A 13,100-nucleotide genomic window follows, 5' to 3' on the forward strand; every position below is an offset into this window, starting at 1 on the left:
TAATACAGCCCGTGTAAAACTAATACTGTAATTTAGTTGGATAAATTAAAAATAAAACGGAGTTATTAGACGAACTGACGTTGCCAGTAATTTAAGAAAATCCGTAAATAATTTGAAAATTCTGTCATATTTCGAAAACTCTTGTCACTAAATAAGTAGAGAGTAATAATGAAAGATAAAAAACCAATGACAGAAACATTTGAACAGCTACTTGAAAATAATAAAGAGAAAATTTATAGAATTTGTAAAATCTACGCAATTTCACCTTTAGAACCTCAAGACCTTTTCCAAGAAGTAATCTTTGCAATTTGGAAATCTCTTCCAACTTTTAAAGGCAATTCGAGTGTTGACACTTGGATTTACAGAATTACACTAAATGTCTGTCTTCGCTCAAAACAAAAATCAGAGAAAACTTATAACGAGACACTTCAATTAGAATCTATTCAATTCATTCCTTTAGAAACTCCTATTGAGAATAATCAACACGAAAAGTTTAATGCTTTGACTTCTTGCATCTCAAAACTAAACAATGAAAATAAATCAATCATTATCCTTTATTTAGAAGAATTGAAGTATAAAGAGATTGCAGAAATAACTGGATTAACAGAAAATCATATTGCAGTAAAAATGAAAAGAATTAAAAAAATCCTATTGGATTGTATAACAAATAAAATATAATATTATGTGGAATAGTGAACAGAAAAATATTTGGAAAGACATAAAAGATACTTGGAATGAACAGCCTCAATCCGAAAAGATTAATATTCAAGTATCACAGCTCATAAATGAATTTAAAAGTAAAGTAAGTCAATTCGAGAAAGATTCGATTAATTCAGACATAGCTACTTTGAAATTAAACTGGGCTAAAACGAAAAGAAATAACGTCAGCCAATTTGAAAAAGATTCAATCAAAAAGGATATTAATTTAATTTCAAAATTTATAAAGAAGATAATCAACAAATTAAGAAGAAAAAACTAATAAAAATTATGAGGAAAATTATATCAGTTAGCTTATTTGTTTTGATAACAAATATAACATTTGCACAAACTGAAAAACCAACTTACACAGACGTTGTAAGTGACTTTGAAAAAAACTATAATACTAATAATTTTGAAATTATTTTCTCTATGTTTTCAAATAATATGAAAACAGCAGTACCTCAAGATAAATTAATCCCTTTCTTAACTAATTTAAAAGCGCAAGCTGGAAACATAACCAAAAGAGAATTTGTAAGCTATAAAAACGGGAGTGTTGCTGTTTACAAAACGAATTTTGAACGTGCACTTTACGCCCTAAATATTTCGTTAGATAATAATTCTAAAATTAATGGTTTTGCAGTAACACCTTTTAAAGACGATAAACTACCAAAAATGGATCGCAATAGCACCAATCTTATATTACCATTCAAAGAAGAATGGAATGTACTATGGGGAGGAGATACAAAGGAATTAAATTATCATATAATAAGTGAAGCTGAAAAAAATGCGTTTGACTTTGTTATAACCAATGAAAAAGGGAGCTCATTTAAAACGAATGGTTTAAAAAATGAAGATTATTATGCCTTTGGTAAAGAATTGATTGCTCCTTGCGATGGAGAAATTGTTTTGGTTGTTGATGGTGTAAAAGATAATAACCCTGGAGAAATGAACCCTGCATACGTCCCTGGAAATACAGTTATTATTAAAACAATAAATGATGAATATCTTTTTTTTGCTCACTTCAAGCAAAATACTATTAAGGTAGCCCAAGGTCAAAAAGTAAAACAAGGTGATTTATTGGGGCTTTGTGGGAATTCTGGGAATTCCACTGAACCTCATTTACACTTTCATATTCAAAATATTGAAAATATTAATATGGCAACAGGTGTAAAATGTTACTTTAATACTATTTTAGTAAATGGTAAGTTAAAAGCAGATTACTCACCCTTTAAAAATGATAAAATAAGTAACAAATAAACTACTGGCAATAACTAAGTATATGGCGTGCCGATAGGCCAACGCTATATATTCTGTTGATTGATCTGAAAAGTCTTTAGATAAGGAGGGAATCGAGGTTTTGGGTGTTATTTATGGGAAGAAGTACTGTGTATACTCTTTTCGCTTTTGTGTCCATTTGTTAAGATTTAGGCACTTCTATTGATACAATACTTACAGAAGCGTTTACAATAAATCTATTTACATTGCAGGTAATAAGAATTTTTATCTTTTTACAATAAAAGCTAGCGTGGTAATTAATGCATCAACAAAACTCTCGTATATCCGATCGTGATGGCTGTGTAATGGGATAAAAGTTTTGTATTTAACAAGTTGTGTGCAATTTGGATACGTTACCAAGATTTGGTATATTTGAATAAATTTTAGTTAAAATGGGAAAAAACACATCAATTTCAATAGGAAATTATTTTGAAGATTTCATTAAAGACGAAGTGAAATCAGGCAGATATAATTCAGTAAGCGAAGTAATTCGTTCAGCTTTACGTTTATTAGAAAGTGAAGAAAAAAAAGAAAGAGAATTGATTAAGGCTCTTGAAGTTGGAGAACAAAGTGGATTTGTAGAAAATTTCGACCCAAAACAAAATCTCGCTGAATTACATCGAAAACACTTATGAGTAAAAACAAATACAGAATAAGTGAACAGGCAATTGAAGATTTAAATAATATTTGGGCTTATACCTTTCATAAGTGGTCTAAAGAGCAAGCGGATAGATATTACGACTTAATAATCGGAGAAATCGAATTTATAGCTGATAATTTTATGATTGGAAAATCGGCTCAACAAACTCGGAAAAATTATAGATACTCGAAAATCAAGTCGCATCTGATTTTCTATAGAAAATCAGAAAATGAAATTGTAGAAATTGTTAGAATTTTACATCAGAGAATGGACTTGAAGAAAAGGTTAGCGGAATAAAAACTGCACAAATAACTAAATATATGTCGTACCGATAGGCCAACGCTATACATCTTGTTGACTGATCCAGAGTTTTTTTTTAAGTAAGGGATACATCGAGGTTTTGCCTTTTACTTTGAGAAGAAGTCATTTGTACTTATGTGTCTCATCAGGTTTCTTTTTTGTACTTGAGCGATCATTTTATCATTTTTGCTATATTCTATGGAATATGTATGTAAGTTTTAGTTCTTTATTTTTCTTTTAAACAATAGAATACTAAAACTCCTTTTAAAGACTTATTATCGATTGTATTTTGTTTTTTTTATATTTAAATTCACCTATAATCTCTTTTTGATAAAAGACTTCCAAAGGTAAAAAGGTCTTTAACAATGGTTAACTTTCTTAAAATTTCATAATTTTAGAAATCCTTAAAATTATGTATTTTTACAGGTAACTAAAAGCCTTTGATACACAAGGATATAACAAATCGCATTCAACTTGAAATAGCTCAACTAAGTCTTATTGCTATTTAAAATGAGAGAAATAGAAAAAATTTGGTTAGAAAAAGGCTACAATTGTTTTGCCTACGAAGGTCCAAAAGGACTTAAGGTAGAAAGGTTATCAAGAGAAGTTGGAAAGAATAAGTCTTCATTTTACCATTTATTTGCTGACTTAGACGTTTTTACGGAACGTTTATTGGAATTTCACTTGAGTCGCGCAAAAGCAATTTCAAAAAAAGAATCAGCGGCAAAGAATGAGAATGCATTAATCTCAATTATCATTGAACACAAGATCGATCTATTATTTAATCGTCAATTAAGAATCCATAGAGACAACCAAGAATTCAAAAAATATCTATATCGTATAAATCAATTTTCAATTGAAGGATTGATACCTGTATGGAAAAACATAATTTCATTATCGGAAAATAGTTCGCTAGCCAAAATGGTTTTGCACCTTAGTTTGGAAAATTTTTATCTTCAAATTACTGATGAGACGTTGAACGAAAGTTGGCTAAAAGCGTATTTCGCAGATATTCGCAAAATGGTACTTCTGTTCCAACAATCAAAAAAGTACACGAAATGAACGGTAGCGTCTAAAATTTAACATTTATTCTCTATAATTTTGTCAAAAAGAATGACAAGAAATGAAGCTAAATAGATTCCAATACTCAATATTATATTTGGCATTATTAATTAATCAAGGCTGCACCATGGTAAATGTATCAATAAGCGAAAAAAGAAATCCAATTCCACAACAAGTGACTATTGGAGAAAATATAACCTTAACAACTTGGGGAGCAATTAAAGTGAACAAATCACACTTTTTCCCTTCTAGTTTTCAGTTGAAAATTGAAGATAAGATTGTTTATATAGACCCTGTAGGAGTTGGAAAACCAGAACAAGCCGATTATATTTTAATAACGCATGCGCATCCAGACCATTTCTCTATTAAGGATATTAAAAATCTCCTTAAAGATGAGACAATCATAATTTGTTCAAAAGGAGTTTCAAAGAAGCTAAAAAACATCTCGAATAAAACACAAATAGTAAGACCTAAGGAACAGTTAAACTTTGAAGATTTTAATGTTGAGACAACCTTAGCATACAATACAAAATCAGTTTTCTTATGGATAAAGGCGCATCCAAAATCAAAAGAAAATGTAGGTTATGTATTTACAATGAAAAATGGATTAAGGATTTACCATGCAGGCGACACGGACCATATTCCTGAAATGAAAGAACTAAATGGTATTAATGTTGCTTTGATTCCCATTGGAGGCGATAACCTAACGATGAATGAGGAAGAAGCCGCCGAGATTATAAATAAAATCAACCCCAAAGTAGTTATTCCAATGCACTATGAAATCAAAAACAAAACAGCATTAAACAGGTTTGAAACTTTAGTTAACAAAAAAACCAGCATAATTAAATTAGACTAGAAAAGTCAACTAAAAATATAGGGAACAGGATGACAATTCAAGATTTAGGATATAATGATAATTTCGAAAAATTAAGAGTCGATAATAATCTTAAGGGCTTTGAAATTGGACGTGTAATAGCCGAGCATAAGGAAAGATATATTGTAAAGAACGGAAAAGGTGAATTTGAAGCTGAGATTACAGGAAAATTAAGGTTCTCTGCTATAAGCCGTAAAGATTTCCCCGCTGTTGGAGATTGGGTTTCTTTAATACATTATGAGACTGATTTTGTAATCATTCATAGTATTTTACCAAGATTTTCCGTGCTTTCAAGACAGGCGGTTAATAAGTTTGGTGAGTTGCAAATTATTGCTAGCAATATCGATTACGGGTTAATTGTACAATCGGTAAATAGAGATTTTAACTTGAACCGATTGGAACGGTATTTAACCCTTTGTTTCGCTTCCAAGATTGAACCGATAATTGTGATCACCAAAACTGACTTAATAGACGAGCAGCACTTAAATGATTTGCTTAACAAAATAAAAACCAGAGTTAAAAACATTCCTTTAATCCATGTGAGTAATGAAACTCAGGTAGGGATGGACAAATTGAAAAAATTGCTTTATAAAGGAAAAACATATTGCCTTCTAGGCTCATCAGGTGTGGGAAAATCTTCTCTTATAAACAGTTTGAGTGGGGAAAATAGAATGAAAACAGACACTATCAGTACAAGTATTGATAGAGGCAAACATGTTACAACTCACCGTGAGCTAATCCCAATGGTAAATGGCGCAATACTTATTGACAATCCAGGAATGCGTGAAGTTGGTATTACAGATAGTTCAGGTGGACTAGAAAGTACATTTGAAAGAATATATGACTTGACACAAAATTGTAGGTTTTCGGATTGCACCCACACCTCTGAAAGTGGTTGTGCGATTACATCAGCTCTAGAAAATGGACAAATAGACAAATCATATTTCGAAAACTATTTGAAAATGGAACGAGAAAAAGAACACTATGAGTCAACCGCTACTGAAAAACGTAAAAAAGATAAAGATTTTGGAAAAATGATAAATCAATATAAGAAGACAAGAAAATCAAATAAGTACTAAGGTACAATAATAACTAAATATATGGCGTGCCGATAGGCCAACGCTATACATCTTGTTGAATGATCCAGGAAGTTTTTAGATAAGGCGAAATCGAGGTTTAGGTTTTACTGATCAGAAGAAGTACTGCGTATACTCTTTTCGATTTTGTGTGCATTTTTTGTTTTAACCACAGCAGAAAATCGTACTACCATCAAATTTAGAATTGATAAAGTCCACTGCACAATCAAGCACATCTCATTTTGCTCCTGCCTCACAAAATAAAAAGAGCTTGCCTTTTTCTACCGCTATCCAAAAAATAAATTATGTTTCATATCGCAATAGACAGGATTTAACTGACTTAAATATATTAAAAAATAAGTTTTAGACTGATGATATATACCCTATGAGAATAAAAAACATATCAGCGCAATCAAATAAGATTCTCTCTTATTTCAATAAATTAAATCAAAATTGTTTTGGGTATACTGAAGCCGTAAATGCATTGCCTAATTCGAGCAATACTGCCCTAAAGGAATTATTGAGCGATATGGTAAAAAGAGGACTCTTAATGCGTTTAAAAAATGGCTATACTTTATCTTCCTTATGAGAAAGATGCTACATCTTTTATGCCTGATTGGCATCCCATTGCAGGACACCTTGCAAAAGAAACAAATCATTATATTGAGTATTATTCAGCCTTACAAATACACAATTTGATTACACAACCCTCACTAAAAGAACAAATTGTTGTTTCAAAACAAATTCAACCTTCTATAACTAAAATAAAAAATGTTGATTTTCAATTACCTCTAATTTTCTTAAATTGGCAAATTGGAAAATAAATTATTCAGAACGAGCAACGGAATGAATTTGACAATCAGTCTTCAAGACAAATAATTTTATCATTGTCAAAACAATGAACCACAGAATTTGGAAAAGGATTTTCTCGTTTCAATCTGTTCAATATGCGTAAATTTCATCTTGAATACCCGAATGTCCAAACATTGTCTGGACAACTTACTTGGTTGCATATTTGCGAACTGCTAATAATTGAAAATAAGGAAAAACGAAATTTTTACGAAAAAGAAATATCAAATTCTCAATGGTCAATAAGGGAATTAAAAAGACAAATCAATAGTTCTCTATATGAGCGTTTATTAAAAACTTAAAGAAATGAAGAACCTAATCAAACGAATGGATGAAATTAAGTAAAATAGTATTTATTAGCACACTATATTTGTCAAGTATTATGTTTCGTTTACTTGACAAATAAAATAAATTCTGTACTTTTGTTTTACAATGAAAGTAGCTCAAAAAATAGAAAAGCAAATTACCAAGTTAAAAGAAGGTACCACTTTCAAGTACCAGCAACTTTCTATTGAATCAAACGAATATAGTGCAGCTACAAAAGCAATTGAACGTTTAATTGAGAAAGAAATCATCAAAAGAGTTTCTACAGGTGTATTCTACAAACCTAAACAAACCATTTTTGGAGAGTTAAAACCTAATGAAGAAGAGTTATTGAAACCTTATTTATTCCAAAACAACAAAAGAATTGCCTACATCACAGGTATTTCCTTATACAACAGAATGGGTTTAACAACTCAAGTACCAAGAAATATAAAAATTGCAAGTAGAGATAAACGAATAACAGTATCAGTTGGAAATATTAAAGGAAAGCCAGTAAAAAGTTATGTAGATGTGACAGATAAAAATTACGTTCTACTAGAAATTTTAGACGCTCTCAAAGATTTTAAAAAAATCCCCGATTTAGATAAAAAATCAGGTATTAAAATTATTTCCAATCAACTAAAAAAACTAACCTTAAAAGAAGTAAAACAACTTATTGATTGTGCCTTATATTATCCACCTAGAGTGAGGGCTTTTTTGGGTTCTTTGTTGGAAAAAATAAACTTTTCCATTGAACTACAAACATTAAAAAAGAGTCTAAATCCACTTTCTGAATACAATTATGGAATTGATAAAAAAGCACTATCAACCATAACCAATTGGAATATTAAATGAAGCTACACAAAAACAAAGAACTATTCCAGGATGCGATAACTGCAACTTCTCAACAAAAAGGAATTCCAGAAATCTATATGTTTACAATTTTATTTCTTCACTAAATGTGCTAAACTCGGGTCGTTTTGTATCCGATCTATTTCTGACAAAATGATATTTTCAACATCCACTTTAATTTGTCGGTAGTTGGCATTCATTTCTTCTTCCATCCTATCGTTGCCATTTTTATCTACAAAAGAAATGATCTCAGGAATGGGCTTGTATTTTTTAGTTTCGGCAGACACGTTTTCATTGTTTATTACAATTTCAGCATGAAAAATCTTTTGTTCAATACGCTCCTCAAAATTATCCGATACGGCTCCTACAAACATTCCTTGTGTAAGATTGGCTATTTTAGAGGCAGGAATCAAACTATCCAATTGGGTAGCAATAGAGGTCGATGTATCCTGTCTGTTAATCGTCATAGACTGTCGTTTTTGCAATACTTTACCAAAACGTTCCGACAATGTTTTAGCAGTATCACCCACTACCTGACCACTAAAAATATTTCCAACTGTATTTTGAATTACTTTACTTTCCTTATCCCCATAATCACGGGTCAGTTGCGAATAATCTTGAAACCCCAAACAGACGGCTACCTTATTACTCCGAGCTGTGGCAATCAAATTATCCAATCCCCGAAAATAAATGGTGGGTAATTCATCAATAATCACTGAAGATTTAAGTTGCCCTTTTTTATTGATGAGTTTAACAATACGACTATTGTATAAACCTAAAGCTGCCGAATAGATGTTTTGTCGGTCTGGATTGTTCCCTACACATAAAATTTTAGGAGCTACTGGATTGTTGATGTCTAAACTAAAATCATTTCCCGTCATTACCCAATACAAGGCAGGTGAAATCATTCTTGACAACGGGATTTTAGCACTGGCAATCTGCCCCTGCAATTGGTCTTGTGCGCCACTTTGCCAAGCATCCATAAAAGGCGACAAATAGTTTTCCAATTCAGGATAGCTTGTTAAAATGGTAAATACATCTGCATATTTTTTATTCAAAAATTCAATGGCATGCGGAAATGTACAATACCTTCCATTTTCATAGATTTTTAAATACCAAATGATTGAGGCTAATAAAATAATTGGGCTTTCTACAAAGAAATCTCCCTGTTTTTGAATCCATGTCTTATTAAGATTCAACATAATGGTATAAGCACTTTCATAAGCATCCGAGATATCCGTCATAAATGCTGGATCAATAGGATTACATCGGTGACTTTTTCGAGGATCGTCAAAATTAATTACATAAAATTTAGGGGGAATTTTGTACTTATCGGCATGCTTTAACAAATGATTATAAGCTACGGTAGAAAGGTCATCAAACTTAAAATCGTAGATATACATCGCAAACCCTTTTTCAATTTGCTGTTTGATAAAATTATTAATCACGGCATAGGATTTTCCCGAGCCAGGAGTTCCCAACACCATCGTTGCCCGAAATGGATTGACAATATTGATCCATCCCCTATTCCATCTCTTTTGGTAATAGAATCGTGTAGGCAGGTTGACCGAATATTCATTTTCTAGCAAACGAGTTTCTTGCATAAAACTTTCGTTTTCGATATTGAAAACATCGTCCATCAAATTATTATTTAGCAATCGGCTCATCCAAACACCGCCCAAAAGCAACGAAATATATCCAACAGACATGCTTGAAATGTATAAAATAGCAATCTTCATTTTAGATAACGAAGCGGCTAATAGCCAAAAATTGAAAAAGAAAAACAGCACTCCTACTATAAAGGCAATACTAATTTTAGTCCCTGTTATTTTTTCATTTTTGATTCCTTTTGTACCCAAACAGGATAAACCGAGAAAGACAACAGCAAATAATTTTGTCCATAGCAAAGATGAAAACAACCCTGTAGTTCGTTGAAAGTTCCATAGTATTTTATCTACGATAGTTACGGTAAATTTCCATTCTGTAAACGCCTCATAACAAAACCAATAACAATGAATCACAACAAACAAAATACTAATCGCTCGCATAAATTCCATTATTTTGGCGAGTCCTCTTAAATCATCTTCGTTTTGCATTTTTCTTCTTTTTCCGTTTCTTTTTGATGATATCCTCATCATTTTCTAAAGGAATATCCATCGGCAGTAAACTCAAGGCTTCCCAAGAATGTGCATTAGAGAAGCTGTCTGCTTCTGCGATCGGTTCCTCTTGTATAAGTTCTGTTGGAGGGTCTTTTATATTATCAGCAATCAGAATTGGGGATTCTCCTTCCTTCCACCAACGATGAAACACATTGGCTGAAAAAGCTTTGCCCAACCGGGAACCATTAAGTACTGTTTTTGAGGCATGATCTATAAAACTTACGCCATAAATTCTTCCTTTATCATTTTCTCGAACAAAAAGCGATACTTTATGCTCCTGCAAATAGCTTCTAAAATCGGCTTGTGTTTGAGCATTTTGTATGGCCTGAGTGACCAACCCACGAAGTCGTTTTTGTGGTTTGTGTTGCTGAACAAAGATTTTCGATTTTTCCATTTTTCGGTGCACATCAGCTAAACTCACAGGTTGTGGGAATCGTGATGATGGTAACGGGTGGCTTCCCTTTTTACCCAAATCATCGATAGCAAAATACACCAACCCTTTTTTTTCTTTTCCGTGAATTTCACCTCTCACTTCCTGTGCAGTAACATTAAAAAAAGACAATAGGGCTTTGTATTCACCAAATGTTTGAAAATGGTAATACTCATTCACAAAGGTTAGCACAGAAGCAATTTGTCGTTTCAGATTAGCCTGTGTAATATCCACTTTTTGTAAAGGAATTGCTTCTTTCTTTTTTGAAGCTACCGCAGGAGATAAATCAAATTGTTTTTCTAATGCTCGGCAAACTTTCATAGAACGCCTTTTCTCGAAACTGTCCGAGATTCGTTTTCCTGTTTCATCGACACAAACCGAAACAATATGAATGTGAGCACGGTCAATATCCGTATGTTTAAAGACCACATAGGGCTGATTCCTATATCCCATTTCGTTCATATAATTTTCTGATAGCTGTTGAAATAACTCATCTGAAACTTCATCTTTTGGACTAGGATTTAAGGAGATGTGTAGTATTGGTTTTTCGGTACGTTTATTAGCGATGAGATACGGTTTAAAAGATTGTTCTAATAAGGAAATGGTAAACCTTTCACCCAAGGGTTCAATCATCTTATGGCCATGTAAAATGTTGCCTTTACCCTTTTCTACCTTTTTATGATTGTAAATCAATGCTCCTATCAGGTTATTTCCACGTCCTATTTTTGCAACCATTTTTCTTTAAATTTTTGGGTGAGGTGCGTAATTTCTTTGGACACCATAATGAGTTCTATGGTGAGTTTTTCCAACTTTAAAAGTAAAAACTGTGCTTTTTTTTCAGTAAATGTTGTGTGCAATGCTTTGACCGTTTGATTATAGTTTACACCAATAGCTCTAAATTGAGCATAAAACGAGGTCAATCGCATATAATAATCATGTGTTGATTTGTCGATTTTCACCACTTTAATTTCCTTTTCAAAGACTATTGCACGGATAAATTTGGCTTTGGTATCCAGTCCAGATGCCTCAAATTGTTTTAAAAACTCGGCATTTTCTGTTGCATTTAATCGAAACACATAGCGGTATGCTAGCGGGTTTTCTTTGGGTTTTCGTCCTTTTTTGGTGTTTTCTTTCTTCATTTTAGATCGTTTTATTGTAAAAATTCCAATTCGTCTTTTCCAAAAATCCTCGACTTCGGAGGGATTTTAAACTCCGTAGGACAAGTTTGTAATGAGCGGCACAAAATGCATTTTGAGGCACGCATTACACAACTTGCTCTGTTCTGCTGAACAGTTTTTAAATTGATTTTTTTGTTGTGATGGGACATCACAACTCTGAGATCTTATCACTACAAAGTAAAAGCGAAAAAATGAATGTAACACTACAATAACCAGTGACAAAAGGCGTCTTTTGAAGCCATAAAACGTCATAAAGTGGAGTCCCTAAAAAATAAGTTAAAAGTGTTGTTTTTTTGATGTGTGGAACGTCAGCACGTTCCAACGTACCGATGTTCTAACGCATAAATACATGAGCGTAACGATGCATATGCAAAAGAACAGACGTGTATATGTTCTAGCGTACCAAAGTACAAGCGCATCGAGGCACGTACGTACTTGCGTTCTAGCACACGGATATATAAACAAACCTATGTACACTAGCACCGACATGCGGACGTACAAACAGATCTACGAACAAACCTGTAAACAGTAAAAATTTATTCAATGAAAAAAGAACCTTTAAAAATCAGTTTTTCCTCTCAAAAAGGAGGTGTAGGCAAAAGTGCCATTACGATATTAACCGCAAGTATTTTGCATTACAAAATGGGCTATCAAGTGGTACTTTTTGATTGTGATTATCCACAACTGAGTATCGTAAAGCAACGTGAACGAGAGCTAAAAGTAGTTATGGAACATGACCATTACAAACGGATGGCACATACTCAATTTTCTCATTTAAACAAAAAAGCATATCCTGTTATTCCATGCCATGCAGATACCGCTCTACAAGAAGCAGAACGGTTTTTAAAAGAAAGTCCCATATCCTATGACATCGCTTTTTTTGATTTGCCTGGAACGGTAAATTCATCGGGAATATTACAAACACTCATGGGAATGGATGTTATTTTTTCGCCAATGACAGCCGATAGGTTGGTGATGGAAAGCACTTTGTCTTTTTATCAAGTAATCTCCGAGCTATTTAAAAAACAACCCAATAATAAAGGGTTGTATCTATTCTGGAATATGGTGGATGGACGAGAAAAATCGCCCCTCTACAAGATGTATGAAAAGGTAATCAGTCAATTAGATTTACATCTGATGCAACACTATTTTTCAGATAGCAAACGTTTCCGTAAAGAACTCTTGGAAATTGGTAACGGATTGGTATTTCGCGCTACTTTATTTCCCCCTCATCATCGATTGATTAAACATGCTCGATTGGACATTTTTATCGATGAATTTTTACATCTCTTACATCATAGCAATGAAAAAGATAAAAGGTTAGAAAAAGGCAAAATTGATGTATGACAAAACCATCCTAAAGCAGTATGCTTTGCCTATAAAATAGATTTTTTTACCATTTT

14 protein-coding genes and 1 pseudogene are annotated in these 13,100 nt (G+C 32.5%); 12 read left to right on the forward strand and 3 right to left on the reverse strand.

Annotated features, from left to right (window positions below; all coding sequences use genetic code 11):
• The first annotated feature begins 168 nt into the window (after positions 1-168).
• The 11 genes and pseudogenes from Q0998_RS00005 (at position 169) to Q0998_RS00050 (ending at position 7,933) form a co-directional block, all read left to right on the forward strand.
• Positions 169-678 (forward strand): sigma-70 family RNA polymerase sigma factor, encoded by a 510-nt coding sequence (locus tag Q0998_RS00005; protein WP_299664466.1) that lies wholly within the window; start codon positions 169-171, stop codon positions 676-678.
• Positions 679-682: 4 nt separating this feature from the next.
• Positions 683-979 (forward strand): hypothetical protein, encoded by a 297-nt coding sequence (locus Q0998_RS00010; protein ID WP_299664469.1) that lies wholly within the window; start codon positions 683-685, stop codon positions 977-979.
• Positions 980-987: 8 nt separating this feature from the next.
• A complete protein-coding gene (locus Q0998_RS00015) occupies positions 988-1,956 on the forward strand; it encodes a M23 family metallopeptidase (protein WP_299664472.1) in 969 nt (322 codons plus the stop codon).
• Between the two features lie 410 nt (positions 1,957-2,366).
• Positions 2,367-2,609 (forward strand): type II toxin-antitoxin system ParD family antitoxin, encoded by a 243-nt coding sequence (locus Q0998_RS00020; protein ID WP_299664475.1) that lies wholly within the window; start codon positions 2,367-2,369, stop codon positions 2,607-2,609.
• Positions 2,606-2,911 carry a type II toxin-antitoxin system RelE/ParE family toxin gene (locus Q0998_RS00025; RefSeq protein WP_299664477.1) on the forward strand — a complete coding sequence of 102 codons (306 nt, stop codon included), beginning with the start codon at positions 2,606-2,608 and terminating at the stop codon, positions 2,909-2,911. Before Q0998_RS00020 ends, Q0998_RS00025 begins: the two co-directional genes overlap by 4 nt.
• A 513-nt stretch (positions 2,912-3,424) precedes the next feature.
• Complete coding sequence (locus Q0998_RS00030) at positions 3,425-3,976, forward strand: hypothetical protein (RefSeq protein ID WP_299664480.1); 552 nt, start codon at positions 3,425-3,427, stop codon at positions 3,974-3,976.
• 61 nt (positions 3,977-4,037) lie between these two features.
• Complete coding sequence (locus tag Q0998_RS00035; protein WP_299664483.1) at positions 4,038-4,832, forward strand: MBL fold metallo-hydrolase; 795 nt, start codon at positions 4,038-4,040, stop codon at positions 4,830-4,832.
• A gap of 29 nt (positions 4,833-4,861) precedes the next feature.
• Positions 4,862-5,929: a ribosome small subunit-dependent GTPase A gene (gene rsgA / locus Q0998_RS00040; protein ID WP_299664486.1), complete on the forward strand. Its 1,068-nt coding sequence runs from the start codon at positions 4,862-4,864 to the stop codon at positions 5,927-5,929.
• 560 nt (positions 5,930-6,489) lie between these two features.
• On the forward strand, positions 6,490-6,750 hold the full coding sequence (locus Q0998_RS00045; protein ID WP_299664489.1) for a hypothetical protein: 261 nt from the start codon (positions 6,490-6,492) through the stop codon (positions 6,748-6,750).
• Between the two features lie 93 nt (positions 6,751-6,843).
• Positions 6,844-7,077, forward strand: a pseudogene (locus tag Q0998_RS19350) (DUF1016 N-terminal domain-containing protein); the annotation flags it as partial.
• Positions 7,078-7,207: 130 nt separating this feature from the next.
• The gene (locus Q0998_RS00050) at positions 7,208-7,933 is read left to right on the forward strand and encodes a DUF6088 family protein (protein WP_299664492.1); all 726 of its coding nucleotides are present in this window, start codon (positions 7,208-7,210) and stop codon (positions 7,931-7,933) included.
• 89 nt (positions 7,934-8,022) lie between these two features.
• Here the strand turns inward: Q0998_RS00050 and mobC are convergent, their stop codons facing one another.
• Genes mobC through mobA form a run of 3 tightly spaced genes read right to left on the reverse strand, consistent with a single transcriptional unit; the run spans position 8,023 to position 11,658 of the window.
• Entirely contained in the window at positions 8,023-10,026 is a 2,004-nt protein-coding gene (gene mobC, locus Q0998_RS00055; RefSeq protein WP_299664495.1) for a conjugal transfer protein MobC, read from the reverse strand.
• Positions 10,010-11,254, reverse strand: a complete 1,245-nt coding sequence (gene mobB, locus Q0998_RS00060; protein ID WP_299664498.1) for a conjugal transfer protein MobB — start codon at positions 11,252-11,254, stop codon at positions 10,010-10,012. Before mobB ends, mobC begins: the two co-directional genes overlap by 17 nt.
• On the reverse strand, positions 11,239-11,658 hold the full coding sequence (gene mobA / locus Q0998_RS00065; RefSeq protein ID WP_299664501.1) for a conjugal transfer protein MobA: 420 nt from the start codon (positions 11,656-11,658) through the stop codon (positions 11,239-11,241). Before mobA ends, mobB begins: the two co-directional genes overlap by 16 nt.
• 582 nt (positions 11,659-12,240) lie before the next feature.
• On the opposite strand from mobA, the gene Q0998_RS00070 reads away from it, so the two are divergent.
• Positions 12,241-13,044 (forward strand): ParA family protein, encoded by an 804-nt coding sequence (locus tag Q0998_RS00070; protein ID WP_299664504.1) that lies wholly within the window; start codon positions 12,241-12,243, stop codon positions 13,042-13,044.
• Positions 13,045-13,100: the final 56 nt, after the last annotated feature.

Origin of the sequence: uncultured Polaribacter sp. (assembly GCF_947501385.1) — a bacterium.
Taxonomy (GTDB): Bacteria; Bacteroidota; Bacteroidia; order Flavobacteriales; family Flavobacteriaceae; genus Polaribacter.

Bases quoted from the DNA above. Each gene is read 5' to 3' on its own strand.
- Q0998_RS00005 (WP_299664466.1), top strand. From the start codon at position 169: ATGAAAGATAAAAAACCAATGACAGAAACATTTGAACAGCTACTTGAA.
- mobC (WP_299664495.1), bottom strand. From the start codon at position 10,026: ATGCAAAACGAAGATGATTTAAGAGGACTCGCCAAAATAATGGAATTT.
- Q0998_RS00070 (WP_299664504.1), top strand. From the start codon at position 12,241: ATGAAAAAAGAACCTTTAAAAATCAGTTTTTCCTCTCAAAAAGGAGGT.
- Q0998_RS00050 (WP_299664492.1), top strand. From the start codon at position 7,208: ATGAAAGTAGCTCAAAAAATAGAAAAGCAAATTACCAAGTTAAAAGAA.
- Q0998_RS00025 (WP_299664477.1), top strand. From the start codon at position 2,606: ATGAGTAAAAACAAATACAGAATAAGTGAACAGGCAATTGAAGATTTA.
- Q0998_RS00010 (WP_299664469.1), top strand. From the start codon at position 683: ATGTGGAATAGTGAACAGAAAAATATTTGGAAAGACATAAAAGATACT.
- Q0998_RS00035 (WP_299664483.1), top strand. From the start codon at position 4,038: ATGAAGCTAAATAGATTCCAATACTCAATATTATATTTGGCATTATTA.
- Q0998_RS00015 (WP_299664472.1), top strand. From the start codon at position 988: ATGAGGAAAATTATATCAGTTAGCTTATTTGTTTTGATAACAAATATA.
- mobB (WP_299664498.1), bottom strand. From the start codon at position 11,254: ATGGTTGCAAAAATAGGACGTGGAAATAACCTGATAGGAGCATTGATT.
- mobA (WP_299664501.1), bottom strand. From the start codon at position 11,658: ATGAAGAAAGAAAACACCAAAAAAGGACGAAAACCCAAAGAAAACCCG.
- Q0998_RS00045 (WP_299664489.1), top strand. From the start codon at position 6,490: ATGGCTATACTTTATCTTCCTTATGAGAAAGATGCTACATCTTTTATG.
- Q0998_RS00030 (WP_299664480.1), top strand. From the start codon at position 3,425: ATGAGAGAAATAGAAAAAATTTGGTTAGAAAAAGGCTACAATTGTTTT.
- Q0998_RS00020 (WP_299664475.1), top strand. From the start codon at position 2,367: ATGGGAAAAAACACATCAATTTCAATAGGAAATTATTTTGAAGATTTC.
- rsgA (WP_299664486.1), top strand. From the start codon at position 4,862: ATGACAATTCAAGATTTAGGATATAATGATAATTTCGAAAAATTAAGA.